General features: G+C 55.9%; 20 protein-coding genes. 13 read left to right on the forward strand and 7 right to left on the reverse strand.

The genetic code is table 11. From position 1 onward, the window contains the following. Nucleotides 1–9: 9 nt before the first annotated feature. A complete protein-coding gene (locus D5085_09915) occupies nucleotides 10–648 on the reverse strand; it encodes a thiol:disulfide interchange protein DsbA/DsbL (protein ID QEP43411.1) in 639 nt (212 codons plus the stop codon). A 155-nt stretch (nucleotides 649–803) separates the two neighbouring features. On the opposite strand from D5085_09915, the gene D5085_09920 reads away from it, so the two are divergent. The 3 genes from D5085_09920 to D5085_09930 all read left to right on the forward strand — a co-directional run bounded on the left by D5085_09920 (nucleotide 804) and on the right by D5085_09930 (nucleotide 4,293). Beyond that, nucleotides 804–2,471 carry a glucose-6-phosphate isomerase gene (locus tag D5085_09920; protein ID QEP43412.1) on the forward strand — a complete coding sequence of 556 codons (1,668 nt, stop codon included), beginning with the start codon at nucleotides 804–806 and terminating at the stop codon, nucleotides 2,469–2,471. Nucleotides 2,472–2,613: 142 nt separating this feature from the next. Next, nucleotides 2,614–3,270 carry an adenylate kinase gene (locus D5085_09925; GenBank protein QEP43413.1) on the forward strand — a complete coding sequence of 219 codons (657 nt, stop codon included), beginning with the start codon at nucleotides 2,614–2,616 and terminating at the stop codon, nucleotides 3,268–3,270. Beyond that, a complete protein-coding gene (locus D5085_09930) occupies nucleotides 3,271–4,293 on the forward strand; it encodes a ferrochelatase (protein QEP43414.1) in 1,023 nt (340 codons plus the stop codon). On the opposite strand, the gene D5085_09935 is transcribed toward D5085_09930, so the two are convergent. Genes D5085_09935 through D5085_09955 form a run of 5 tightly spaced genes read right to left on the reverse strand, consistent with a single transcriptional unit; the run spans nucleotide 4,253 to nucleotide 8,707 of the window. Continuing rightward, the gene (locus D5085_09935; GenBank protein QEP43415.1) at nucleotides 4,253–6,244 is read right to left on the reverse strand and encodes an ATP-dependent DNA helicase; all 1,992 of its coding nucleotides are present in this window, start codon (nucleotides 6,242–6,244) and stop codon (nucleotides 4,253–4,255) included. The two genes, D5085_09930 and D5085_09935, sit on opposite strands and share 41 nt — an antisense overlap. 2 nt (nucleotides 6,245–6,246) lie before the next feature. Then, complete coding sequence (locus tag D5085_09940) at nucleotides 6,247–6,774, reverse strand: hypothetical protein (protein QEP43416.1); 528 nt, start codon at nucleotides 6,772–6,774, stop codon at nucleotides 6,247–6,249. Between the two features lie 10 nt (nucleotides 6,775–6,784). Further along, nucleotides 6,785–7,504 (reverse strand): DNA polymerase III subunit epsilon, encoded by a 720-nt coding sequence (locus D5085_09945; protein ID QEP43417.1) that lies wholly within the window; start codon nucleotides 7,502–7,504, stop codon nucleotides 6,785–6,787. Then, nucleotides 7,491–7,979 carry a ribonuclease HI gene (locus tag D5085_09950; GenBank protein ID QEP43418.1) on the reverse strand — a complete coding sequence of 163 codons (489 nt, stop codon included), beginning with the start codon at nucleotides 7,977–7,979 and terminating at the stop codon, nucleotides 7,491–7,493. The genes D5085_09945 and D5085_09950 overlap by 14 nt, the downstream gene beginning before the upstream one ends. Further along, complete coding sequence (locus D5085_09955; GenBank protein ID QEP43419.1) at nucleotides 7,961–8,707, reverse strand: SAM-dependent methyltransferase; 747 nt, start codon at nucleotides 8,705–8,707, stop codon at nucleotides 7,961–7,963. Before D5085_09955 ends, D5085_09950 begins: the two co-directional genes overlap by 19 nt. A gap of 62 nt (nucleotides 8,708–8,769) precedes the next feature. On the opposite strand from D5085_09955, the gene gloB reads away from it, so the two are divergent. Both gloB and D5085_09965 read left to right on the forward strand, forming a co-directional pair. Then, nucleotides 8,770–9,543 (forward strand): hydroxyacylglutathione hydrolase, encoded by a 774-nt coding sequence (gene gloB, locus D5085_09960; protein QEP43420.1) that lies wholly within the window; start codon nucleotides 8,770–8,772, stop codon nucleotides 9,541–9,543. Continuing rightward, entirely contained in the window at nucleotides 9,540–11,138 is a 1,599-nt protein-coding gene (locus tag D5085_09965; protein ID QEP43421.1) for a LysM peptidoglycan-binding domain-containing protein, read from the forward strand. Before gloB ends, D5085_09965 begins: the two co-directional genes overlap by 4 nt. Here D5085_09965 and D5085_09970 read toward each other — a convergent pair. Then, a complete protein-coding gene (locus D5085_09970) occupies nucleotides 11,135–11,443 on the reverse strand; it encodes a PilZ domain-containing protein (GenBank protein QEP43422.1) in 309 nt (102 codons plus the stop codon). The genes D5085_09965 and D5085_09970 overlap by 4 nt on opposite strands. A gap of 79 nt (nucleotides 11,444–11,522) precedes the next feature. Here D5085_09970 and mutS point away from each other — a divergent pair, with 79 nt between their 5' ends. The 8 genes from mutS (at nucleotide 11,523) to D5085_10010 (ending at nucleotide 25,668) form a co-directional block, all read left to right on the forward strand. Then, nucleotides 11,523–14,105, forward strand: a complete 2,583-nt coding sequence (gene mutS / locus D5085_09975) for a DNA mismatch repair protein MutS (protein QEP43423.1) — start codon at nucleotides 11,523–11,525, stop codon at nucleotides 14,103–14,105. An 80-nt stretch (nucleotides 14,106–14,185) separates the two neighbouring features. Then, nucleotides 14,186–15,229: an aldo/keto reductase gene (locus tag D5085_09980; GenBank protein QEP43424.1), complete on the forward strand. Its 1,044-nt coding sequence runs from the start codon at nucleotides 14,186–14,188 to the stop codon at nucleotides 15,227–15,229. A gap of 90 nt (nucleotides 15,230–15,319) precedes the next feature. Then, complete coding sequence (locus tag D5085_09985; GenBank protein QEP45122.1) at nucleotides 15,320–16,501, forward strand: hypothetical protein; 1,182 nt, start codon at nucleotides 15,320–15,322, stop codon at nucleotides 16,499–16,501. Nucleotides 16,502–16,509: 8 nt separating this feature from the next. Continuing rightward, entirely contained in the window at nucleotides 16,510–18,804 is a 2,295-nt protein-coding gene (locus D5085_09990) for a response regulator (GenBank protein QEP43425.1), read from the forward strand. Nucleotides 18,805–18,823: 19 nt separating this feature from the next. After that, a complete protein-coding gene (locus D5085_09995; protein QEP43426.1) occupies nucleotides 18,824–20,866 on the forward strand; it encodes a hypothetical protein in 2,043 nt (680 codons plus the stop codon). 5 nt (nucleotides 20,867–20,871) lie between these two features. Continuing rightward, complete coding sequence (locus tag D5085_10000) at nucleotides 20,872–21,402, forward strand: YfiR family protein (GenBank protein ID QEP43427.1); 531 nt, start codon at nucleotides 20,872–20,874, stop codon at nucleotides 21,400–21,402. Then, on the forward strand, nucleotides 21,399–24,398 hold the full coding sequence (locus tag D5085_10005; GenBank protein QEP43428.1) for a response regulator: 3,000 nt from the start codon (nucleotides 21,399–21,401) through the stop codon (nucleotides 24,396–24,398). Before D5085_10000 ends, D5085_10005 begins: the two co-directional genes overlap by 4 nt. Beyond that, nucleotides 24,391–25,668: a diguanylate cyclase gene (locus D5085_10010; GenBank protein QEP43429.1), complete on the forward strand. Its 1,278-nt coding sequence runs from the start codon at nucleotides 24,391–24,393 to the stop codon at nucleotides 25,666–25,668. Before D5085_10005 ends, D5085_10010 begins: the two co-directional genes overlap by 8 nt. The last annotated feature ends 7 nt before the right edge of the window (nucleotides 25,669–25,675 follow it).

Consider the following 25,675-nt stretch of genomic DNA (forward strand, 5'->3'; position numbering starts at 1 on the left):
TATCTCTAACTACTTTGTGGCTGCAAGATGTTCCTGTTCTGCCAGTCTATCGACAATCTTCAACAGATTATCGTAGCCGCCAGCGAGGGGGCCATCGATACGAAATTTGCCGTTAACGACCACGGCAGGGACGCCGTTAATACCCGATTTTTTGCTCAAATCGGCGGCGCGAGCCGTTTTGGCGCGAACGCTGAAAGAGTTGAAGGTCTTATCAAACGCCTCCCCCTTAATGCCGTGTTCGATGAAAAAGTCGCGTAGCTGCTGTTCGGTTTTTAAGGGCCGCTTAGTCACATGTAGAGCGCGAAACAGCGCTTCGTGTAGCTGACCTTCAACACCTAAAATGTCGGCGGTGTAGAAGGCGGTGGCGTGGAGCTGCCACAGCGGGTTGTTAAAGATGGCCGGCACGCTGATAAATTCGATATAGTCGGCCTTGCGTTTTTTCCACGCAGCTAGCTTAGGCTCAAAGGTGAAGCAGTGGGGGCAGCCATACCAAAATAGCTCTATCACCTCGACTTTACCAGCGCTTCCCCCCGGCAGCGGTGGAGTGACCCGCTCGTAGTGAATGCCTTCGATAAACTCCTCCTCTTCAGCGGCCCAAAGCGGCAGTGCCAATAGCGAGAGGATTAGCCATGGAATGAGTCGTAACATAGTGATAGCCCTCATTAATTTTATCTAAACGCCAAAAGAGTGCCCCTGCGTATTCGCGCTAGGGCCATAAATTGGGGCTATTATGCTTGATAACGGCGGTTTATGATACCCTTTATCTTAATCGATCCATCCAATTGACAGGGAATCCAGACATCATGAATCTCTACACCTCATCTCACCGAGCAATCTCCTCTTCTCTCACCGACTCACCCGCTTGGCAGCGGCTTGAGGGGTTGGCCGAACAGATGGCGACTACCTCGTTAGTGGCGCTATTTGATAGTGATCCGGAACGCTTTAGCCGTTTTTCGTTACAGCAAGAGGGGCTGCTGCTCGACTACTCCAAACAGTGGGTGACTACCGAGATACGAGAGGCGCTACTGGCGCTGGCGAGACAGCAGCAGCTACCACAGCAGATTGAGGCGATGTTCGGGGGGGAGAAGATTAACCATACGGAACAACGCGCGGTACTCCATACCGCACTGCGTGCGCCGGCATCGAGCGATAGTCGTGTCGATGGCGACAATGTCGTGCCTAAGGTGCATCAGGTATTAGAGCAGATGGCGCGGTTTGTCGCCGCCGTCCACTCCGGTGAGCGGCGGGGGGCGACCGGTAAACCGCTGCGTCAAGTGGTCAATATCGGCATCGGCGGCTCCGATTTAGGCCCCCTCATGGTCTGCGAAGCGCTAAAGGCCTACGCCCATCCTGAGAGGGAGGCGTACTTTGTCTCTAATGTCGATGGCACCCATATAAGCGAAACGCTAACACGGCTCGACCCCGAGCAGACGCTGTTTGTGGTCGCCTCCAAAACCTTTACCACCCAAGAGACGCTGACCAATGCCCATACCGCTCGTGCGTGGCTAGTCGAACAGCTAGGCGAGGCGGCTGTCATCCACCACTTTGTCGCCGTTTCGACCAATGCAGCTGAGGTGGCACGATTTGGTATCGATACGGCCACGATGTTTCCGTTTTGGGACTGGGTAGGGGGGCGCTACTCCCTCTGGTCGGCGATTGGGCTGCCGATTGCCCTCTATTTGGGCATGGATCACTTTCGCCAGCTTTTGGCCGGTGGCCATGCGATGGATAACCATTTTCGTACCGCCCCGTTAGATCAAAATATGCCGGTGATTATGGGGCTGTTGTCGGTCTGGTATAGCAGCTTTTTTGGGGCCGAAACGCAGGCGGTTTTACCCTATAGCCAATCTCTGCATCGCCTACCGGCCTACCTACAGCAGGCGGTGATGGAGAGTAACGGTAAGCGGGTCAATCGTGAGGGGGAGCTTGTCCCCTATGCCACCTCAGCCATCGTTTGGGGCGAACCGGGGACGAATGGTCAACACGCTTTCTACCAGTTAATCCATCAGGGGGGGCGCCTCATTCCGATCGATTTTATGGCACCGATTCAGAGCCAAAATCGGCTCGGGGATCACCATGCCATCTTGCTAGCGAACTGTTTTGCCCAAAGTGAGGCGTTAATGAACGGCAGGACACAGTCGCAGGCGCTCGCTGAGTTACTCGATAAGGGGCTCGCCCCGGCTGAGGCAGAGCGGTTAGCGCCGCACAAGGTGATGCCGGGTAACCAGCCTAGTTCGACGCTGCTATTTGCTAAACTCGATCCGATGACATTGGGGCGGCTGATTGCCCTCTATGAGCACCGTATCTTTGTTGAAGGGGTGGTGTGGGAGATTAACTCTTTCGATCAGTGGGGGGTTGAGCTAGGTAAGCAGCTAGCGGCGGTGATTCTGCCTGAGCTACAAGGGGGGGAGCCCCAGCGACACGATAGCTCTACCCGTGGTCTGATGGCCTACTATCGACAGCTATCCTAAACTGTTGTGCGCCTTGAGTCGATTGAGTGGGGGGCTATCATAAATAAAATCGCAAAACTCATTGAGTCAGCTTATTGGTAATCTGCTTGAGAACTGTTCATAATTGCCCCCGTCAATTAACAACTCACAGGAGTCAAACACGATGCGTCTTATTCTGTTAGGTGCCCCGGGTGCGGGCAAAGGGACTCAAGCGCAATATCTTTGCGAGCAGTATGCTATTCCACAAATCTCTACCGGCGATATGTTGCGAGCCCATGTAAAGCAGGGCACCGACTTAGGGGTGGCGGCAAAGAAGATTATGGATGAGGGGGGGCTGGTCTCCGATGAGATTATCCTCGGTATGGTCAAAGAGCGTATTACCCAAGCGGATTGTCAAAACGGCTTTCTGTTTGACGGCTTCCCGCGCACCATTCCGCAAGCTGAGGCGATGCGGGAGCAGGGGGTGCCGATTGACTATGTGGTCGAAATTGAGGTGGCCGATGAGGAGATTATTAAGCGCATGAGTGGCCGTCGAGTCCACCCCGCATCGGGGAGAACCTACCACCTCATCTTTAACCCCCCTAAAAGCGAGGGTAAGGATGATGTGACCGGTGAAGATCTGATTCAACGCGATGATGATCAGGAGGAGACAGTACGCAAGCGCCTTGAGGTTTACCACTCACAAACTAAGCCGCTGGTCGATTTTTACGCCAAGTGGGCGGAGTCGGGAGATGAGAAGGCGGCTAACTATATCAGTATCCCTGGTATCGGTTCGGTCGAGGAGATTAAAAACGCGCTCTTTGCTGCGCTGGAGAGATAGTTGAGCGAGACCGTTGCGAAACAGGGGGTGCTGCTGACCAATCTCGGTACCCCCGATGCTCCGACAGCGGCCGCACTACGGCGCTATTTGGGGCAGTTTTTATGGGATCATCGCGTGGTCGATCTGCCGCGTCCGCTCTGGTGGTTGGTACTGCATGGGGTGATTTTACGCTTTCGTCCCGCCAAATCGGCGGCAAACTATGCCAAAATTTGGCTGCATGAGGGCTCACCGCTGTCGGTGATTAGCCGCCAGCAGCAGCAGCGACTACAGCAGCGACTCGATCGGGAGCAGGGGGAGGGGCGCTATCTGGTCGTACTCGGCATGCGTTATGGTAACCCCTCTATCGCCTCAGCACTGGATGAGCTGGCACAGCAGCAGGTAGAGTCGATAACGGTACTCCCGCTCTATCCGCAGTTCTCCTGCTCGACAAGCGCCTCTACTTTTGATGCGATAGCCGACTACTATCGCCACCGCCGCTCGATGCCCCCGATGAGCTTTGTCAATAACTACCATAGCCACCCGGCCTATATTGCTGCGCTAGCCAGATCGGTGCGTGACTATATCGACCAGCAGGGTCAACCGGATAGGCTGCTGATCTCATTTCATGGCACGCCAGAGCGCTATCGTGCCGAGGGCGATCCCTATTTTGGCCACTGCCAAACGACAGCGACGCTATTGGCTGACGAGCTTGGATTGAGACCGTCACAGTGGTTATTAACCTTTCAATCCCGCTTCGGGCGTGAGCCGTGGCTACAGCCCTATACTGATCTGACTCTGGAGAGGCTCGCTAAGGAGGGGGTTAACCACATAGCGGTCATCTGCCCGGGCTTTGCTGCCGACTGTCTGGAGACGCTGGAGGAGATCGAGGGCGAAAATCGGCAGATTTTTATCGAGCATGGCGGCCAGCAGTTCGGCTATATTCCGGCACTCAATAGTCGGCCAGAACATATTGCCCTGATGGCGCAGCTAGTGCAGCCGTGCGCTACCCCTTGTCGCCGTTTTTGTGGTGGTTGTTCGAATTGAGCGACTCTCTATCGTGTCGCATCTCACGATGCCAGCGATAGAAGCGCTCTATCACCTCCGCTTTACGGGTACGGGTCATCGGTGGCAGACTCTGAATGAAAGTGGCACCGTAGCTGCGGCTGGTGAGGCGAGGATCGCAGAGCATTAATACGCCATAGTCGTTAACATCGCGAATCAGTCGCCCCACCCCCTGCTTTAGGGTAATGACCGCTTGGGGGAGCTGATAGTCAAAGAAGGGGTTGGCCCCTTCGCGGCGCATCTTATCGATTCGCGCCTGTAGTACCGGATCGCCGGGGGAGGCGAAGGGGAGTTTGTCGATGACCACTGCGGTGAGCGCCTCACCCCGCACATCGATCCCCTCCCAGAAGCTGCCAGTCCCTAGGAGTACCGCGTTGCCGTGCTCTCGAAACTGCTCTAATAGCGCCGAGCGGGAGCTCTCCCCCTGCACTAATAGCGGGTAGCTTACCCGATCTTGAAGCAGCTTAGCCCCCTGCTGTAGGGCGCGGTAGCTGGTAAAGAGCAGAAAGACCCCCCCCTTTGACTGCTCAATGAGCGGCACGGCGTGGTCGATAACCGCGTGGGTATAGTCGGGGTGGGAGGGCTCTGGCATGGCGGTCGGGACATAGAGTAGCGCCTGATAGCGATAGTCGAAGGGGCTCGGCCAGCTATGGGTGGTGGTTAGCCGCTCATCTAGGCCGAGTTGGCGGCAGAAGTGGTCGAAGCGGTTATCGACTGCGAGTGTTGCCGAGACGAAGATCCAGCTACAGCCAGGCCACTGCGCCATCTGCTGCTGAAACTGCTGCTCTATCTGTAGCGGACTGCTGTAGAGGCTGAAGCTGCGGCTGAAGGTCTCAAACCACTGAATATGCTCCTCCTGCGGCTCGCCGGTGAGTCGTTGTAGCTGGGTGGCAAACTGTTCACAGCGGTGGTGGCACGACTCCAACCCCTTGCTGCGCTCCTTTTGGGGCTCTAACTGCTGCTGTAGCTGCTGTAGCTGCTGCTGTAGCTGCTCTAGTGCGGCGATAACCGGTGCCTGATGCGCTAGTTCGTGCCATGGCGAACGCTGCCCCTCTCTTCCTAGGGTCTCGCGAAAGGCTTTGAGCTGCTGTTCTAGCTTCTCTGCCTCTAGCGGTAACTGGCGATCCTCGCCGCCGGCGGCCCTATCTTCGTTGAGGGTATCGCGCACTAGCGCTAGCATCTGGTTACCGCTTAGGCTCTCGCCAAAGAGGCGGGTGGCGGTCTCGTAGAGCTGGTGCGCCTCGTCGAAGATGATCGTATCGGGTTCAGGCAGTAGCTCTGAGATGCCGTCACTTTTGAGAGCCGTGCTGGCAAAGAAGAGGTGGTGGTTTATGACCACGAGATCGGCCTCCTGCGCCTGTCGTCGGGCTTGCTGTAAAAAGCAGCGTGAGAGATGTTCGCACTCAGCGCCGAGGCAGTTATCGGCCGTCGAGGTCACTTTGCTCCAGATAGGGGCGCTATCTGCAACGGTATCGCACTCGGCGATATCGCCGTGACGGCTCTTGCCGGCCCACTGGAGAATCTGTTGCAGATCGGCCGCTTCGCTGCGGGTTTGAAAGCGTTTTCCGAGCTGGGTTAACTCCAGACGGTGGGGGCAGAGGTAGTTGGCTCGCCCTTTGAGTAGTGCGGCTCGCACATTGCTCTTTAGCGCCTTGCGAACTAGCGGTAGGTCTTTAAAAAAGAGCTGATCTTGTAGATTGCGGGTGCCGGTGGAGATGAATACCTTGTGGCCGCCGAGTAGCGCAGGGATAAGGTAGGCGAAGGTCTTGCCGGTGCCGGTGCCCGCTTCAGCGACTAGCGTCCCTTGGGAGTCGAGGGTGGTTTTGACCGCCTGCGCCATCGCTAGCTGTGCCTCTCGTGGCTGAAAGCCCTGAATCACGCTAGCTAGAGCGCCTGGGAGGGTAAATATCGATTCGAGTGTGGCGGTGGCCATGGCTAAACGGGCGATTCAGGGTGGTTAAACCAGATCTCATCGTCGATTAGCCCCTCATCGGAGCTCCAGACTAGCCGTGAGATCATTTTAAATCGCGCCACCGACATCGCCCCGCGTGAGGTGCGGCGACTCTTTAGGGCCTGCTCTAGCGCCTGTTCAACCTCCTCTCGGGTCGCCTCGTAGATGCTAACTGGGTGGAAGGTCTCATCGAGCAGCACTAGCAGTACGGCGTCCCAGCTCTGTTCTATTTTGAGCTGGCCGATACGCTGCCCCTTTCTATTTTCATCGAAAATGGCTCGCCCCTTAATTTGGTAGCGCACCCCCTGCCGAGGGCCATCGGTACCGATAGCGTCATAGCCGCCGGTACCGAGGGGGACGGGTTGTAGGTGGAGCTGTTTAATGGCGTCGTGGGTGGCGATTTCAGAGGTGACCGGTAGCGGTTTACCGGTCGTCAGTTTGTACTCCGCCGCGAGTTGGCGTGTCTGCTCAATCAGACTCTCAAGTTGGTAGATATCACTCATTTGGGGCATAACAGTAGGATCAGGCGAAGAGGCGCTGCCATACGCTTTGGCCCGCGAGCTGTTCGATCTCTGCTAGTTTATTGAGGTGAGCTTGACTCTCCTCAATGCTAGCACGAACCACTCGCAGCGGAGGGCGATTAGGCGGTAGGCGACGAATTGTCGCCCCCCCTTGACTCTGACCCTCAGCACCCTCTAGGTTGAGGCTACGCTGGCCGCCGGTCATAACGAGATAGAGGCTGGCCAAAATCTCAGCATCGAGCAGGGCACCGTGGAGTTCGCGGTGGCTGTTGTTGACCCCGTAGCGGTTGCAGAGGGTATCGAGATCGTTCTTTTGCCCCGGGTGGCGTTTGCGAGCCATGGCGAGCGAGTCGGTAATGGTGCAGCGCTGCTCTAATGGCTTCGAGTTGGGCTGCCATCGCTGTAACTCGTGGTTCAGAAAGCCGGTATCGAACGGGGCGTTATGGATAATCAGTTCGGCATCGCCTAGGTAGTCGAGCAGCATTGGGGCAATATCGGCAAAACGGGGTTTATCGGCCAAAAAGTCGTTGCTAATGCCGTGGACGGCGATGGCACCGGCATCGATCTGGCGCTCTGGATTGAGATAGAGATGGAAGTGGTTCCCCGTTAGGCGGCGATTGACTATCTCAACGCAGCCGATTTCGATAATGCGGTGCCCCTCTTTAGGCTCTAAGCCGGTGGTTTCAGTATCAAGTACAATCTGTCTTTCAGGACGCTTCATCCTGCTCTACCCCTCTATCTTTAGCTCGATTAGAGCGCTTCATCTCGTCAATAGCCCGATTGGCTAGAGCATCGGCGCGTTCATTCTCCGGATGTCCGGCGTGTCCTTTAACCCAGTGCCACTCGATCTGGTGCGACTGGGTTAACTCATCTAGCCGCTGCCATAGATCAATATTTTTTACCGGCTGTTTCGCGCCATTTCGCCAGTTGCGCCGCTTCCACCCGGGCAGCCACTCCTGTATCCCCTGTAGCAGGTAGCGTGAGTCGCTGGTGAGCGAAACGGCGCAGGGGCGATTGAGTGCCTCCAGCGCTTGAATGGCGGCGAGCAGCTCCATGCGGTTATTGGTCGTCTCCGCTGCAGCACCATAGAGCTCGCGCTCGTGGCCGTTATAGCGTAGTAACGCCCCCCATCCGCCTGGCCCTGGGTTGCCTCGGCAGGCTCCATCAGTAAATATCTCTACTCTATTTTGCGACATGTTCGATTAGGTTGTTCTATTTGTGATCCCCTCAGACCGATATCCAGTAGCGCCGGTTGCCGCCATTTAGGTCTAACTATCGATAAGGGTATCACTCTTTTTATCGCGCTGACCATATAGCCGCCATTAAATGCGCGATTAAGGCGCTGCAAAGGGCTCTTCCAGCGGGGTAGGGCAACGGGGGAGGCAGGCAGATAGTCGTGACGATAATCAATTTTGAGCCCTAATAGCCGTAACCAATCGAAGAGCCGTAGCGAGGCGATGAGCTCTGCGCCGCGCTGAGAGGGGTGGTGCTGGTGGATAAAGTGGTTTATTCGCCACAGTCTCAGCGGCTGAAAGCCTAGGATGATAACCGCCCCCTCCGGACGCAAAATGCGTTCGACTTCACGCAAAATGGCGTGGGGGTGGTCGTTAAACTGCAGCAGATGGCCTAAAATAACTAGGTCGATACTATCCGATGCGACTGGGAGGTGGTGATAATGGCCGACCAAACTGGTAAACTGCTGCCACTGTTCGGTCAACAGCAGCCTTTTAGGGATGGGCGAGTGGCGGCAGGTATCAAATAGCAGTGGGCTCCCTAGCTGTAGCAGCAGATAGCCAAAGTGGTGGCTCAGCCGCTCGGCTAGGAGCTGCTGCTCCTGCTCTAGCCAGAGCCGACCGGTTGGCGTAAGGTACCAGTGTTGTAGCGCCCGTTCGCTGCGGGGGCGCTGTTGGTGTGGGGTGCTCATGGGTAAACCTTGGTGGCACTGATGAGAGTGAGTGGGTTAGACATAGATTTTTGGGAGTGAGTGTGGTCTCTGTAACAGCCGTTAACGCATTTGATGATAACTATATTTGGGTGTTAAGTGTAAAGGAGGAGGGGGCGGTTGCGCTAGTCGATCCGGGCGATGCGACACCGGTGATTGAGCTATTACAGCGCCGTCACTGGCAGCCGTGTGCTATTTTGATTACCCATCACCACTACGATCATACCGGTGGGATAGACGATCTGGTCTCGCGCTACAGTGTGCCGGTCTATGGTCCGGCTAAAGAGCAGATCTGCAACCTAACCCACTCCATGCGAGAGGGGGATGTGGCCACTGTGCCAAAGATGGGGCTCAGTTTGAGCGTTATCGACACCCCCGGCCACACTCGTGGCCATATCTGTTACCACACCGATGGGGCGCTCTTTTGTGGGGATACCCTCTTTACTGGCGGCTGTGGTCGTATCTTTGAGGGGAGTGCGCCGCAGCTCTACCACTCACTAGAGAAGCTACGGGCGCTGCCCGATACGACTCGGGTCTATTGCGCTCATGAATATACCGCCGATAACCTCCGCTTTGCCATCGTGGCAGAGCCTGATAATGAGAGCTTGCAGCAGCGAATCGATACGGTGGCAAAACAGCGGCAGCGGGGAGAGGCGACCGTGCCGGCTACGCTGGCGGAGGAGAGGGCGACTAACCCCTTTTTGCGCTGCCACCTACCGCAGCTCAAAGCGGCGGCAGAGAGCTTTTGTGGCCACGAACTGCCGACTCCGGCGGAGGTCTTTGCGACTGTGCGCCGCTGGAAGGATAGCCTCGATTGAAGCCCTCTTTGGCTGTTGCACTCCCCCTTGCGCTGCTGATCGCCCTGTTGGGCGGCTGTAGTTCGGTGAGCGAGCGCGAGGGTGTGGTAGAGGAGCGGCTCAATCGCGCTGAGATTGAGATCGATATGGGGCAGTTAATCGTCCCAGGACGGGCCGAGCCCTCACCGAATCGCTCGTTGCAGCCGACTCTAGCTGCCGATGCCCCTGCGCCAGAGCCGCTAGCCGGTATCTGTCTGCGACCGGATGATCTCTGGAGTCGTATGGGGGAGAGGCTACAGCTAGTCGGGTACCCGCAGCGTCGTGTCACCGAGCAGGTAGAACGCTATCTGCGCCACCCCGACTATTTAGTTCGTATTGCCGACAGAGCTCGCCCCTATCTCCACCTGCTAGTGAGTGAGGCGGAGCAGGCCGGAGTCCCGCTCGATTTTGTGCTGCTGCCGATGGTGGAGAGCGAGTTCGATCCCTTCGCCTACTCGGCCAGTGGCGCGGCGGGGTTGTGGCAATTTATGCCGGCGACCGGGCGCCGTTTTGAGCTGAAGCAGACCTGGTGGTACGATGGCCGGCGCGATATTCTCGCCTCGACTCGGGCGGCCTACGCCTATTTGACGCTACTGGCTGACCACTTTGATGGCGACTGGCTATTGGCGCTAGCGGCCTATAATGCCGGTGAGGGGCGGGTGCTTAAAGCGATAAAACAGAGCCGTGAACGGGGAGGCTCTGGCGATTTTTGGTCGTTAGCTAACTATCTACCGCAAGAGACGGGGAGCTATGTGCCCAAACTGCTAGCGCTGAGTGACATTATCGCCAATCCGGCCCGCTATGGGATTAGCCTAAAGGCGATCCCTGATGAGCCGCAGTTAGCGTCGGTGGCGGTGGATGCCCAAATTGAGGTGATGCTAGCGGCCGAGATGGCTGACATTTCGGTGGAGGAGCTGCATCGGCTCAACCCGGGTTTTAGCCGCTGGTCAACCGATCCCGATGGCCCCCATCGTCTGCTGCTACCGCGCAGCCAAGTCGATACTTTTACCGCAGCGTTAGTTAACTATCCGGCCGAAAAGCGTGGCTCATGGCAACACTATGTGGTCAAAAAGGGTGATGTATTGGGTAAGATTGCGGTTACATTTAAGACCACGGTCGAGACGCTGCGCCAATTAAACCAGCTACAGGGCAACACCATTCGGGTAGGGCAGTCGTTAAAGATACCGCAGCCGCCGACTGCGGTGAGCGAGGTGCTCGAACGCCACCTCCCCCAGCACCAGCAGCGGCCGGAGCAGGCAACGGTGACTGAGCATCAGATAGTGAGTGGGGATAATCTGTGGGATATCGCGCGTCGCTACGGGGTTAAGGTCGAGCAGCTCACGCGCTGGAACCAACTTACCCCCAAAACGGTACTGCGTCCGGGGCAGCGGCTACAGGTTTGGCAGCAGCCACAAAAGAGGCGGATCATTCACTATACGATTCAAAAGGGGGACTCGCTCTATGAGATTGCCAACCGCTTTAAGGTCACCCCTGATGAGATTAAGCGCTGGAACAATCTACACCAACGGCGCTATATCCATCCGGGTGAGCAGCTAAAGATTCACATTAGTGGCTAGGGGGTCGGTAACATCTCAATGATATTGGCTCCGATATCGTAGCCTTGCGCGACTGAATCACAGCGAATCACCTCGACCACCGCCTTAAGTGGCGGTACGATCATCTTCTCTGGTTGGAGATGGATGGTGAGACGGGTGCCGGGAGAGAGTGGGTTGTCGGTCATTAGCCGAATGCCGGTCGCGCTTAAGTCGAGTGTGGTGGCCAGATAGTGGTTCGGGTCACCCTCTAGTTGGTAGGTGGTTGGACACTCTACTCCCATACGAATAAAATCCCGTTTTTCGGTAAAATCGCCCCGTGTCAGCACAATAGCTCCTCCTTAGGATGAAAAATTTATCTATTTGTATCAAACCTTGTTATCAATGACAACTGTAACGACACCGGCGATGGCCGGATTTCCGGCTCCAGCCGACTTTGAGCGCCACACTCCAGTGATGCGTCAGTATCTACAGATCAAACAGGCGTACCCCGAGACGCTGCTCTTTTATCGCATGGGTGACTTTTATGAGCTCTTTTTTGAAGATGCGAAGGAGGCGGCGCGGCGGCTCAATATCACCCTAACCTCCCGTGGCAGTTCGGGGGGGGAGGCGATTGCGATGGCCGGAGTCCCCTACCATGCTGTCGAGAGCTATCTGGCGAAGCTGTTACGACAGGGGGTGGCGGTCGCGATTTGTGAACAGATGGGAGATCCGGCTCAGAGTAAGGGGCCGGTAGAGCGGGAGGTGGTGCGGGTGGTGACTCCCGGCACGGTGACCGATGCCGCTTTTTTGGAGGAGCGGCGCGATAATCTGCTTGCGGTCGTGGGGGGGGGAGAGCCGCAGCTAGCATTAGCGACCCTAGAGTTAGCTAGTGGCCGGTTACAGGTGCGGCGCTTACGCAGTGAGACGGCGCTAAAAGATGAGCTACAGCGGCTCCAGCCGGCGGAGCTGCTGCTGGCCGAACATCTACAGTTAGCGCTGGATCACCCCTGTCAGCGGCCGTGGCCGGCGTGGTATTTTGAGCTTGAGAGCGGATACCGCCTTATCTGTGAGCAGTTTGGAGTCAACTCGCTGCATGGCTTTGGGCTGGAGGGGGAGAGCGCTGCGATAGTGACCGTGGCGGCGCTACTGCGCTACGCCTCTCAGACTCAGTTACGCTCCTTGCCCCATATTCGTAGTATTCAGTTTGAACCTGATCGGCACCAAATTCGTATCGACGCCCATAGTCGTCGCCATCTGGAGATCGATACCAGTTTAAGCGGGCAGCCGCGCCACACGCTGCTCGCGGTGGTCGATCTGACTGTCAATCCGATGGGGGCGAGAGAGCTGCGGCGCTGGCTGAATACGCCGTTAAGGGAGAGCGCTACGCTAGGTAAGAGGCAGGCGGCGGTAGCGGCACTGCGACCGCTAATCGATTCGCCGTTAGGGGAGCTGCTGCACCGGATGGGCGATTTGGAGCGGATCTGTGCCCGTATCGCACTTAAATCGGCTCGCCCACGCGATCTACTCCAGCTTCGTAACGGGTTAAGAGAGCTACCGAGTCTCATCGAGCGGCTCCAGCAGCTACAGGAGCCGCTGCTACAGCAGATGGCGCTTGAGTTAGCGCCGCTACCCTCGCTATGCCAAGCGCTACAGCAGGCTCTGGTAGAGGAGCCGCCGGCACTGATTCGTGACGGAGGGGTGATCGCCGCCGGTTACCACGCTGAGCTCGATCAGCTACGGGCGCTGCAGGGCGATAGCGATCAATTTTTGCAGCAGTTAGAGCTTAAGGAGCGCCAACGGAGTGGCATCGCTACGCTAAAAGTCCGTTATAACCGAGTTCACGGCTACTATATTGAGGTCGGGCGCAGCCATAGTGAGGCGGTTCCGGCTGACTATAGTCGCCGCCAGACGCTAAAAAATTATGAGCGCTATGTTACCGAGGAGCTAAAAGCGTTTGAGGAGCGGGCGTTAAGTGCCGCTGAGCGGGCGCTGGCGTTGGAGAGGGCGCTCTATGAGCAGCTACTAGAGCAGATAGGGGAGGAGTTAGAGCCGCTGCAACACAATAGCGCTCTTATCAGTGAGCTCGACTGCTACCTCTCGATCGCCAACGCGGTGCAGCGGTATCGGCTAGTTGCCGCCGACTATACTACCGAGGCGAGGCTGACCATTCGTCAGGGGCGTCACCTAGTGGTCGAACAGGCGGGCGAGAGCCACTTTATCGCCAATGATACCGATATCACCCCGACAGCGCGGCTACAGCTCATTACCGGCCCTAACATGGGGGGGAAATCGACCTATATGCGCCAAATCGCCTTGATTGTGCTGCTCGGCTACAGCATCGGTTTCGTTCCGGCCGAGGCGGCGCGACTTGGGCCGGTGGATCAGATATTTACCCGTATTGGGGCGTCGGACGATCTGGCGGGGGGGCGCTCGACCTTTATGGTCGAAATGAGCGAAACGGCTCATATTCTCCACAACGCCACCGCTGAAAGTTTGGTGTTAATGGATGAGATTGGTCGGGGGACATCGACCTTTGATGGCTTAGCGCTAGCATGGGCGGTGGCGACCGAGCTGAGTGCGATTGGGGCGGCAACGCTCTTTTCGACCCACTATTTTCAACTCACCGAGCTGGCGCAGCAGCTAGCGGGGGTGGCCAATTTTCACCTTGATGCGATAGAGCATCGGGGGACGATTATCTTTAAGCATCAACTAAAATCGGGGCCAGCTAGTCGTAGTTATGGCCTACAGGTGGCGGCCTTAGCAGGGGTGCCGTCGGCGGTGATTCAGCAGGCGCAACAGCAGCTACAGCGACTGGAGCGGCAGTCGTTAACTGAAGGGGGGCCGGCTGAGACTGCGCCCCCCCCTGCTATCGACGACTGTAGAGAGCAGGAGGCGGCACTTGAGCTCTATCAGGCGCTGTTGCAGCTTAAGATCGATGATCTAACGCCGAGAGAGGCGCTACAGTGGCTTTATGAGTGGCGTGAGCGGGTGATGGGCGATATAGTATAAGATAAGGATAGGCTAGAGGGTACACAACACGATGACTTCCGTTGCGGCGGCGATGTTTATCAACATAGGAGCAGAGTGAGATGTCTTTAGAGGTGACGCAGTTAGGTGAGAGTGCACTGTATGTCTCAAAAATAGGTCTAGGAACCATGACCTTTGGCGAACAAAATAGCGAGGCCGAGGCGCATCAGCAGCTCGATTATGCGCTAGAGGCCGGCATTAACTTGATCGATACCGCCGAGATGTATCCGGTGCCCGCTAGGGCCGAGACGGTACACCGTACCGAGTCGATCGTTGGTCACTGGTTAGCACGCCAGCCACGGGAGAGGATTATTCTATCGACCAAGGCGACCGGCGGCGGGCGCGGTATGGGGTGGATTCGAGGCGGAGATCACGCCTTTACTCGCGCGAACTTGCGCCGAGCGCTCGAAGGATCGCTAACACGGCTGCAGAGTGACTATATCGATCTCTATCAACTCCACTGGCCAGAACGCAACACCCCGATGTTTGGTCAGTTTCGTTTTCATCCAGCCTTAGAGCACGACTCTACCCCGATTGAGGAGACACTCGCGGCCCTCTCCGAGTTGGTCGATGAGGGCAAGGTGCGGGCGATAGGGCTCTCTAATGAGTGGCCGTGGGGGGTGATGCGGTTCTTACAGGCTGCGAAAGAGCACAACTTACCGCGCATCGTCTCGGTACAGAACTGCTATAATCTACTTAACCGTACCTATGAGACGGCGCTGTTAGAGCTTAACTACCGCGAAAAGATCGCCCTGCTAGCCTACTCTCCGCTCGCCTTTGGCCACTTAAGCGGCAAATATCTGCACCATCCGCTGGCCGACGGGCGCGTGACCCGCTTTGGTGCCTTCTCCCAGCGTTATGCTAAGCCGATGGTTCCTGTTGCGCTTAAGGCTTACAGCGAGGCGGCAGCGCAGTTTGGCCTCTCTCTCACTCAGTTTGCGCTAGCCTATGTTTACTCGCGTTGGTTCTGTGCGACGACCCTGATCGGTGCGACTACCATGGCGCAGCTACAGGAGAATATCGCGGCGATAGAGATTCATTGGAGTGAGGCGATGGAGCAGGCGGTGGATGAGATTCAGTTGAGTTACTTTAATCCAGCGCCCTAATAGCGTTATGATGGCGCTACGGTTGGGTGCTTAACAATAGACTAGGGGAGCTTTTTGGCGATGATTGAATTTTTTTCTGCTAGCACACGGATGGTCAATTCGGTTCGAGCGATGACTGAGTGTATGGAGGCGGCACTAGGAGAGGCCAATCAGGCGTGTGATCTGGTGGTCATTCACGCCTCACTAGGCCACCATTTTCAGCAACTAGCTGAGACGGCAATAAAGTTAGCCCCCTCGGCGAGGGTGGTCGGTAGCTCCTGTTGTGGCGTTATCGGCAGCGAAGGGGTGAGCGAGTCGATGAAAGATGTGGCGATTATGGCGCTGCGCGGTAAGGGTGAGATCGTGGTGGCTCATGTCGATGGTATCTATAGCGGTAACTCGTTCGAGAAGGCGGTGGAGCTAGCAGAACAGCTCAAAGCGGCCAATCCGGCTATCAATATGGTACACCTGCTCGCCTCTGGTATCGATATTAACGACGATCTCTGCATCGCCGGCTTAGAGAGCGTTCTTGGGCCGGAGGTGACCCTTTTTGGGGCGACTTCGGCCGATAATATGCGCGGTAAGGTGAGCTACCAAATTGTGGATGATAAGGTCTATGAACATGCGGCTTGGGCGGTCGGCTATGCCGATCCAACGCTCAAAGTCGATACTCAAGCGACTCACGGCTTTATCGCCGTCGGTGAGCCGTTGGTGGTGACCCGCTCTGAGGGGAATCGGATTATTGAGTTCGATGGTCGCCCGGCGTGGGAGGCCTATACCGAACGGCTCGGGCTGAGCGCTGCGGCAAACTGTGGCGATACCATTCCGGTAGGTGCTCTGGCAGAGAGACTACCGGCCGAGTTGGCGGCGGAGTATGGCAACGACCATATTTTGCGGGTGGTGACCCAAAAGAGGGACGATGGCAGTATGATGTATGCCACCTCCTGCCCCGAAGGGAGCGAGCTCTGGATTACTATTCGCGATGAAGAGCGAATTTTTAACGATATGAACCGCATGATTGAGCAGATGTTGCAGCGCATGGGAGGCAGCAGACCGGTGGCGGTGTTCCATGCCGACTGTTTAGCGCGGGGGCGATTTCTGTTTAATCGGGTCATGAAGGAGGAGCTAGTCGGGCAGATGCAGTATCCGTTAGCGACCGATGGCGAGATTCCCCCGTGGTTGGGGATGTACGGTTTTGGTGAATTTGCCCGTCTGGGCGGGAAAAATACCTACCATAACTACTCTACCGCTATCTACGCCCTCTATCGTGAGGGGGCTAATACGAGCGCTTAGGCTGTGATATGCCGCGCATAGAGAGGGAGAGAGAGCGAAGCTACGCTGAGCTAGAGCAGGCCTATGCCGCGCTCAAAGAGCAGATTAGCCACTTTTCGGTGGTGCAGCAGCAGCTAATTAATACCCGCGACCAGCTCGATCGGGAGCTAGTTCGCTTCGGTTCTATGCAGCGCTATAACACCTTGGCGCTACAGCAGCAGGATATTGACCACTTTGCGCTCACTACGGTAGAGGCGGTGATCGAGATTTTTGAACTTGAGTTCGGTCTGTTATGGTTGGTCGAGGAGGAGGGGGGGGAGCTTGCCCCTGATCCTAACGCGGTAGAGGGGTTGGCGACGGATCAGATCGAGTGGCAACCGCTGCGAGGCTGGTTGGCGCAGCTATCCATCGACTCGGGAGGCGCGATTGTTGAGAGCGACGCCCTGCCGCCGGCGCAGGCATCGTTGTCGCTGTCGCAGCTACTGCTCTACCCCTGCATGAGTGAACGAGGCCTGTTAGGCTACCTCTTTACTGGGGTGACGCTGGAGGGGGCCGACTTCTATGATCCGGCTAAGCCTGAGCTTCTCACCTCATTTAATGTCTTTGGCCAACAGGTCTCGGCGCTACTCGATAACCGTCTTGATGCGGCGGTGATTAAGCTGCAGATGGAGCGAATCCGTATCTCAGAGCAGCAGCAGCGTCTCGCTAAGGAGGAGGCGTTGCAGGCTAATGAGGCCAAAGGGCTCTTTTTGGCCAATATGAGCCACGAAATTCGTACCCCGATGAACGGCGTGTTAGGGATGATGCAGATGTTGCAGCAGACCCCCCTCAATGAGCAGCAGCTAGAGTATCTGACCACTGCCATTGAGTCGGGGGATTGGTTGATGCGGGTGATTAACGATACTCTCGACTACTCCAAAATCGATGCCGGTAAACTAAAGGTCGAGTCAGCACCGTTTGCGCTTGCCCATGAGATCGAGGCGGTGGCGTCGCTGCTACAGCCTCGTGCTGAGGCGAAGTCGATCACGCTTGACGTCGCCTTAGATCCCGCTTTGCCAGAGGCGGTTGCGGGGGATTCGGTACGCCTGCGGCAGATTTTGACCAATCTGGTCGGTAATAGCATCAAGTTTACCCAGCAAGGGGGGGTAATGATGGCTGTGGTGCGCCTTCCCGCTTCGACCGCGCAACAGGTGTGGATTCGGTTTGATGTCAAAGATAGCGGTATCGGTATTAGCAAGGAGGTACAGAGCGAAATCTTTAACGCCTTCGCCCAAGCCGATAACTCCACCACCCGTAAATTTGGCGGTACCGGTCTGGGATTGTCGATCTCCAAGCGGCTAGTTCAGCTAATGGGTGGTGAGCTGCTGCTAGAGAGCGAACCGGAGCAGGGGGCGCGCTTTTGGTTCGAGCTGCCGTTTTCGGTTGCCGCCACTGCGCCGCAGGTCATTACCGCTAGCCAAGCTGAGGAGCGGTTTGAGGGGGAGGTTCTGCTAGTCGAGGATCATTGGGTTAACCAAAAGCTTGCACGCTCGTTGTTTGAGAGTCTCGGCCTGAGTGTGACTGTGGCCGACAACGGCCAAGTAGCGGTCGATACTATTAAACAGCGCAGTTTTGGTGCGATCTTTATGGATTGCCAAATGCCGCTACTCGATGGCTATGCCGCAACTAAGCTGATTCGTAAGTGGGAGCAGGAGCGCAATCTGCCTCGTAGCCACATTATTGCCCTGACGGCCAATGCCACTTCGGAGGAGCGGACGCGCTGTATCGCTTGTGGCATGGACGATTTTTTGACTAAACCCTTTAATCGTAACGATATTATTGCTCGGTTACAGGCTATTTTTGCCGCCTCTGCTAAGGCGTCGTCTGAAGCTGGGGCTGATTTTGACTCTAAATCTGAATCGGCTCAGGTCGCGGCAGAGCCGCCGAGCACTGCCCCGTTGCCGGAGAAGTTCAGTGGCGAACTGCTTCTGGTTGAAGACAATTTGGTGAATCAGAAAATTGCCGAAGTGGTGTTTAAGAGTCTTGGCTTAACGGTGACGATTGCCGCTAATGGTGAGGAGGCGGTGGCTATCTGTCGGCAGCGGCGGTTTGATATTATCTTTATGGATCTACAGATGCCGGTGATGGATGGTTTTGATGCCACGATCGGTATTCGCCACTATGAGCGGCAGCAGGGGCTCTCACCGACGCCGATTATTGCGCTAACTGCGAATGCAACCGATGGCCATCGTGAACGCTGCTTTGCGGTCGGGATGGACGACTTTTTAACTAAGCCGCTCAATCGTGATGAGATCGTGCAGCGACTAGCAACGAGACTCGTTTAGAGTCGGGGGTTACAAAAGGATGATAGTGATGACTCACCGACCATTCGCGGTAGCGTTACTGGTGATCTTGCTCTGGCCTAGTTGTCGTGCGGTGGCGGGGCATGAGAGCGAGCGGCTACTAACGCTCGATCTGGAACAGCTACTGTCGGTAGAGGTGACTACCGCTAGCGGGCGTGAGACTCGTTGGCGTGATAGTGCCGCGTCGGTCTATGTGATTCAGCGCAGCGATATTGAGCACAGTAGCGCCACCACCTTGCCCGATCTATTGCGCACTGTGCCGGGGGTCAATGTGGCGCAGATATCTTCGCACAACTATGCCGTCTCGATTCGTGGTCACAATGATCTGATCTCGACTAAACTGCTGGTGTTGATCGATGGCCGAACTATCTACGAGTGGTACTTTAGCGGCACCTTCTGGTTTCGGCACGATATTCCGCTGGAGCTCATTGAGCGGATTGAAGTCGTGCGTGGATCAGGGGGGGTGCTGTGGGGGGCTAATGCGGTCAATGGCGTGATTAATATTATTACTCGCAAAGCAATCGGCCAAGATGGTTGGTTAGTCCATGGGGCCGGTGGTAATGTCGAGCGCCAGCGGCTGAGTGCTAGCTATACCGGTCGAACCCGAGAAGGTACCGACTATCGCCTCTATCTTGCCAGCCGTGAGCGCGAGGGGCTGGAGGAGACTCCGACCATCAATGGGATGCAGGCAGAGGATGGCTGGCGCAATCGGCTCGTTGGGATGCGGTTCGATAACGATCTGGTGTGGGGGGGGAAGCTGGCGATAAGTAGCCAGTTGACTCAAGGTGAGATCGATCAGTGGCAGTGGTATCCGCAGCAGCCGCTGCCGGGGAGCGACTATAGCGATTTTTATCTACAGGGGCGGTGGGTGAGAAGAGTCTCCTCTGGCGCTGAGCTCGATATTAGTGGCTATCTAGATCGATTTGAGAATTACTTTCCGCTCCCCTATTTAGGGACATCGCAGGCGCTTGAGGTGAAGTTGAGTTGGCTCAATGTTCCCGGCCATAGCGTGCAGCTTGGTCTGGGCGGGCGCAATATGAGGATGCGTGGTGAGCTTAACGAGGCCTTTTTAAACGGTAACAGGGTGAGTCACTATCTGTTACAGGGCTTTATTCGGGATGAGATTGAGCTGGGGACGCCTGATCTTACCCTCACTTTGGGAACTAAGCTGGAGTATTATGATGAGATTGATAGGAGCTTTCTCGCCCCCTCTGCTCGCCTAAAGTGGCGTCTGGGGGAGGAGGCGTTGAGTTGGGCGGCCTGGTCGCGGGTCGAGCATGTGGCGAGCCCGCTAAATCGTGGGCTGCAGATGCGTCTGGCCGATGTGGTGGTTGGCGATGCCTCATCAAGCACGCCGCAGTTGAGTTCGGTTTATATCTGGAATAATCCTCAACTGGAGTCGGTGAGTGTCGAGAGTGTGCAGTGGGGGGTACGGCTGACGCCATCACGGCGACACTATATCGATCTGTCGCTATTTACCTCTCGCTATCGGGGATTGTGGCGGCGGATTGAGGAGCTATCACAAGAGGCGTTGTTATTGGATGGCAATGTGGCCGCGACTCTCTTTCGTCCCCTCCCTATTATTGATGAGCGCAACTTTGGTGGAGAGTTGACCCTCGGCTGGCGCTCGGTGCCGTGGCTAGTTGAGGTAGGGTACGCGGCAGCACGGGAGGGGTGGTTTAGAACAGAGGAGAACACCACACCGGCGATTAAAGTGGCTCCTATCAAAACGGCTAGTGATACCGTGACTCTGCGTGGTGGTTGGGAGCAGGGGAGGTATAGCGCTAATCTCTGGATCCGTTATGTCGGTGAGCTGTCTGAGGTCTTTGCCAATGCAGTACAGCCGCTTGAGGGGGGCTCTATTCCCGCCTATACCGCTGTCGATTTGAGTTTAAGTTGGCGTCCGTCTAAAGCGACTCGGCTACAGTTGAGTGGCCGTAATTTGGGGGCAGATCACCATCAGGAGTTCGACTCTTTTGGGGGCGATACGATGATAGGTTATCTGCCACAAAGCTGGCTATTATCGCTATCACACCAGTTTTAGCCGCTATGCGTCCACTCTCATTGCTGTTTGCGCTGCCACTGTTGATGGGGCTCTCTATCCCGACGGTTCGACTCAACGCGCTGACTGTCGGCGGAGAGGAGGTGGTGGCGGCGCTGCTGTATAACTTTGCCAAATTTGTCGAATGGCCACAGGAGTCTGCGACGAGTGAGCTGCGTTTTTGTATTGCCGAATCGAGACCACTGGTCGATAAGCTACAGCGACAGGGGTTGTCGGTGCGGGGGATGAGGTTGGCGATTGTTGATGTCGATCGCTACACGATGGATAGCGAGATAGTGCGCTGCCATCTGCTCTATATTCCGGCTGAACGCGCTTTTATCGAAGAGCGGCTACTACCTAGGCTACAGCAGGCACCGCTACTACTGGTGGGGGAGTCGGAGCAGTTTTTAGAGCACGGGGGGGTGATTCGGCTCTTTATGCAGCAGGGGCGGATCTGGTTTGATATTAGCCCCGATAGCGCGAATAGACGGCAGCTCTCGATTGCCGCGCAGCTATTAGATTTGGCGCGCAAGCCGTGAGTCTGCGGCAGAAGTTACTCTTTATCGGCGGCGTCTCGGCGCTCGTGGCGCTGCTACTCGTCAGTGGCGTGCTCTATCTCTATCAGCAGCACAGTGCGACCGATTTAGTGACCAAATCGCTACAGGGACAAGCGCAGATTATCGCCTTTAACAGCCGCGCTGCGCTGATCTTTAATGACAAAAAGAGTGCCGTTGAGATTTTGCAGGCGCTGGCGGCGAGTGAGCCGATCCACTTTGGGGTGCTGTTTCGCCACAATCAGGCTGAGCCCTTTGCTAGTTATGTGAGTGAGCAGTTTCTTAAACTCGCCGCTAACGGGGCACTGCCACAGCAGCCCCCCTCTTGGTTGGGGGTGAGGCAGCAGCCAGATCGAATCTTGGTGAGTCAGCAGGTGATGCTCGATGGTGAGCGGATAGGTCAGCTCTACATCGAATCGGGTCGTCACCATCTGCAGCAGCTAAGCTACGACTGGTTAGTGGTGACCCTAGGCGCGACCCTGTTCGGACTCTGTATCGCCTTTATTCTGGTGTGGCGCTTGCAGCGGCTAGTGGCCGAACCGTTGCAGCAGCTACTCGATGCGACGCGCACCATTAGCCACAGCAATGACTACTCGCTCCGGGTGAAGACGCAGAGCAGTGACGAGTTAGGGCAGTTGGTGGATGGCTTTAACCAGATGGTGGCGATGATTGAGCAGCGAACCGCCGAGTTAGCGCTGCATCGTGACCATTTGCAGCAGCGGGTGGAGGAGCGAACCTGCGAGTTGCGCCAAGCGAAAGAGGAGGCGGAGGCCGCCTCGCGGGCCAAATCGGCCTTTCTCTCCACCATGAGCCATGAGATTCGCACCCCGATGAATGCGATTATCGGCTTCTCCCATCTAGCTCGGCCACGGGTAGAGCAGACGCTGGTGGCCGACTATCTCGATAAGATTATCGACTCCTCTAAAATCCTGCGCTACATTATCGACGATATTCTCGACTACTCTAAATTTGAGGCCGGACGGCTGACGCTAGAGATAACGGAGCTCGATGTGCCACTACAGATAGTTAAGGTCATTAATCTGTTTAGCGATAAGATGGCGGAGAACGGCAACCAGCTCATCGGCTATGTCGATCCGGCCATTGTGGTCAATCTAAAGGGGGATCCGACTCGACTGGTGCAGGTGTTGACCAATTTGGTCAGTAACGCGCTGAAATTTACCCACCAAGGTGAGGTGGTCGTGCGAGTCGATCTAGTGGACGCCGCGCCAGAGGCGCACCAGATCCGTTTTACGGTGCAAGATAGTGGCATCGGTATGGATAGCGAGCAGATTGAGACCCTCTTTCAGCCCTTTATTCAGGCCGATGCCTCCACGACCCGTCAATATGGCGGCACCGGGCTGGGGTTAGCGATTAGCAAAAATCTGGTACAGATGATGGGGGGGGAGATTAGCGTCACTAGCTCACCCGGTGAGGGGAGCTGTTTTGAGTTTATGCTGACGCTGCCGCTCTCGTTGTCGGCAGAGGGGGCGATCTCTTGGTTGGCGGGGCATGAGATATTGCAGCAGCGGCGGCTACTGCTTTTTGAACCGAATCAGACCTTGGCCGCTATTATGCAGCAGCAGCTCGGTGGCTATGGTCTAATGGTGAGTCGGGTAGCTAGCGCCGAGGCGGCACGACAGCAGCTCTCGCAACAGCGTTTTGACCTACTGCTCATCGATATGGTGCAGCAGGGGAGCGGGGAGGCGCTACAGTTCGTTGACGCCTTAGGGCCGCGATCTCAAATCGAGAGGCCACGAGTGCTGTTAATGGGGTCGGCGACCCAAATTGAGGCGGTTAGGCTCGATCTTCACCCCTCTGTGGTGCAGGGAGTGTTGCGTAAACCGCTAGCGGCACCGGAACTCTTAGCCGGTTTACTAGCCGCTTTTGATGTGAACACTAGAGAGTGGACAGCGGTTAAGCGTCCTAAAACAGAGACAGAGCATCTCTCCTTCAGAGGGGCCAACATTTTACTGGTCGAAGATGTCGAAATTAACCAAAAGGTTGCGATAGGCTTTTTGAGCGAGTGGGAGGTGGCGGTAACGGTCGCGGCCAATGGCGCTGAGGCGCTAGAGAGGCTAGAGCAACAACCCTTTGATCTGATCTTAATGGATATTCAGATGCCGGTGATGGATGGCTTTGAGGCGACGGCTAACATTCGGCAGCAGCCGCAGTGGCACTCGCTACCGATCGTAGCGATGACAGCCTATGCGATGGTAGAGGAGCGGCAGAAGTTTTTAAGCGCCGGCATGAATGACTATATCAGTAAGCCGTTTGAACCCGATGAGCTGTTTAGCGTACTCTCTCGCTGGCTAGAGGCGGTGGTTGAGGTTGAGGTTGAGAATGAGAATGAGGCGGTGTTGGCGGGAGGGTGGCGACCGCCGCCGCAGATCGATCCACACCATGCGCTGTTACAAAATTCGGAGCGACGAGGGAATTTACGACAGCTACTTATCGACTTTGTCGAGCGTTACCAAGCCCTACCTGAGCAGCTAGCGGCACTGCTTGAGGCGCAAAACCATAGCGAAATTGGCCATTTAGCCCATCTTATGAAAGGGGTGAGCGGCAATTTAGGGATGGGAGCGCTGCATGAGGCGGCCAAAAAGTTGGATCACTGCCTGAAAAAGGAGCCGTTTGCAGTCTGTCAACCGCAGCTAACACTCTTTATCATTGAGCTGCGAGTGATCGTGGCGGCGATTGAGGCGACGCTTGATGAGGAGGGTGTCGAGGAGCTGGCCGAGGGGGGGGATATCTCTCAAGAAGAGGCATTAGCGCTGTTACAGCAGTTAGCGCAGGAGCTACAGCACTATAACTTTTCGGCAGTCGATACGATGGAGAGGCTCTATACTCTCCTAGCTCCTCTAAGAAGCGAGCAGGTGCGCAGAGTGCGTCAATTGGTAAAAGATTTCGATTTTCAGCAAGCTCAGATGGAGCTAGCTAAAGTAACCGCCTTAGTCAATGATGGAATGATAACTAGTGAATGAAAATAGCCGTAAACCACGCATCCTTTTAGTTGATGATGAACCGATTAGTCTGACCACTGTCGCGACTTTTCTAAAATATAGCTACCAGACCTTGGTGGCTAAAAGTGGCGCTGAGGCCTTAATCATCGCCTCCAGAGAGCCCTACCCCGATATCATTCTGCTCGATGTCGAGATGCCGGGGATGGATGGTTTTGAGATCTGTCGCAAGCTCAAATTTAACCCTGATACGCGCGATATTGCGGTGATCTTTGTCACCTCCCGCGAGAGTGATGAGGATGAGCGTGCTGGCCTAGAGCTCGGAGCGGTCGATTTTATTACCAAACCGGTGAAACCCGATATTTTGCGGGTACGAATTAATACCCAAATGAAGTTACAGCAGCAGCGCCAGCAGCTACAGGAGAGTGAGGAGCTGCTCAAAGCGACGCTCGATTCGACTCGCGATGCAATTGCGCTATGGCACCAAGGGGAGAGCACCCCCTGCCTGACTAACGATAACTTTCAGCAACTGTGGCAGAGAGATAGCGGGAAGCTGTCGCCGCTAACGCTGGCAGATATCTCGACCCGATTTAAAGAGGGGGAGCAGTGGCTACAGGAGATGGAGCAGCTACTACTGCAAGATAGCATCGATGAGCGGGTGATCTGCTGCTGTGAAGAGAGCCGCTATATCAATCAATACTCCCGACCGATGAGGAGAGGCAGTCGCATAACCGGACGAGTGTTTAGCTTTAGCGATGTGACCGAACAGGTGCTGTTAGAGAACAGTCTGCGCCAGATGAGTACCACCGATGCACTAACCGGTCTGCGTAATCGACGCGATATGTTGACTATTTTAGAGCGGGAGGTGGCGTGGGCGCGACGCAATCTCGCCGATTTAGGGGTCATGCAGCTCGATATTGATCACTTTAAGCAGGTGAATGATACCTATGGTCACACCTTGGGGGATGAGGTGTTACGAACGGTGGCCGAGATCATTAAAACAACCATTCGGAGTGATGACTACGCCTTTCGAACCGGCGGGGAGGAGTTTTTGATCTTTGTGCCGGCTATTGAGCGCTGCTCGCTCCTAGAGATGGCTGAGCGGTTGCGAATGGGGGTAGAGAACGGCAGCTATGCGATCGAGAGCGGCTGTACTATCAGTATCGGTCTGGTGCTGCTGTCGCAGTTAGAGCCAGAGAACAAGGAGGATAGGCTGCTAGTGATGGCGGATGCTCAGCTCTATCGTGCTAAAGCAAAGGGGCGCAATCGGATCTGCATTAGCGAATCGGGGTAGGGGTAGA

Source organism: Ectothiorhodospiraceae bacterium BW-2, from assembly GCA_008375315.1.
In the GTDB taxonomy this organism is placed as follows: Bacteria; Pseudomonadota; Gammaproteobacteria; order Thiohalomonadales; family Thiohalomonadaceae; genus BW-2.

Excerpts from the sequence above, each read along its gene's own strand:
- D5085_09915 (QEP43411.1), bottom strand. The coding sequence starts at position 648 with ATGTTACGACTCATTCCATGGCTAATCCTCTCGCTATTGGCACTGCCG.
- D5085_09920 (QEP43412.1), top strand. The coding sequence starts at position 804 with ATGAATCTCTACACCTCATCTCACCGAGCAATCTCCTCTTCTCTCACC.
- D5085_09925 (QEP43413.1), top strand. The coding sequence starts at position 2,614 with ATGCGTCTTATTCTGTTAGGTGCCCCGGGTGCGGGCAAAGGGACTCAA.
- D5085_09935 (QEP43415.1), bottom strand. The coding sequence starts at position 6,244 with ATGGCCACCGCCACACTCGAATCGATATTTACCCTCCCAGGCGCTCTA.
- D5085_09940 (QEP43416.1), bottom strand. The coding sequence starts at position 6,774 with ATGCCCCAAATGAGTGATATCTACCAACTTGAGAGTCTGATTGAGCAG.
- D5085_09945 (QEP43417.1), bottom strand. The coding sequence starts at position 7,504 with ATGAAGCGTCCTGAAAGACAGATTGTACTTGATACTGAAACCACCGGC.
- D5085_09950 (QEP43418.1), bottom strand. The coding sequence starts at position 7,979 with ATGTCGCAAAATAGAGTAGAGATATTTACTGATGGAGCCTGCCGAGGC.
- D5085_09955 (QEP43419.1), bottom strand. The coding sequence starts at position 8,707 with ATGAGCACCCCACACCAACAGCGCCCCCGCAGCGAACGGGCGCTACAA.
- mutS (QEP43423.1), top strand. The coding sequence starts at position 11,523 with ATGGCCGGATTTCCGGCTCCAGCCGACTTTGAGCGCCACACTCCAGTG.
- D5085_09980 (QEP43424.1), top strand. The coding sequence starts at position 14,186 with ATGTCTTTAGAGGTGACGCAGTTAGGTGAGAGTGCACTGTATGTCTCA.
- D5085_09985 (QEP45122.1), top strand. The coding sequence starts at position 15,320 with ATGGTCAATTCGGTTCGAGCGATGACTGAGTGTATGGAGGCGGCACTA.
- D5085_09990 (QEP43425.1), top strand. The coding sequence starts at position 16,510 with ATGCCGCGCATAGAGAGGGAGAGAGAGCGAAGCTACGCTGAGCTAGAG.
- D5085_09995 (QEP43426.1), top strand. The coding sequence starts at position 18,824 with ATGATAGTGATGACTCACCGACCATTCGCGGTAGCGTTACTGGTGATC.
- D5085_10000 (QEP43427.1), top strand. The coding sequence starts at position 20,872 with ATGCGTCCACTCTCATTGCTGTTTGCGCTGCCACTGTTGATGGGGCTC.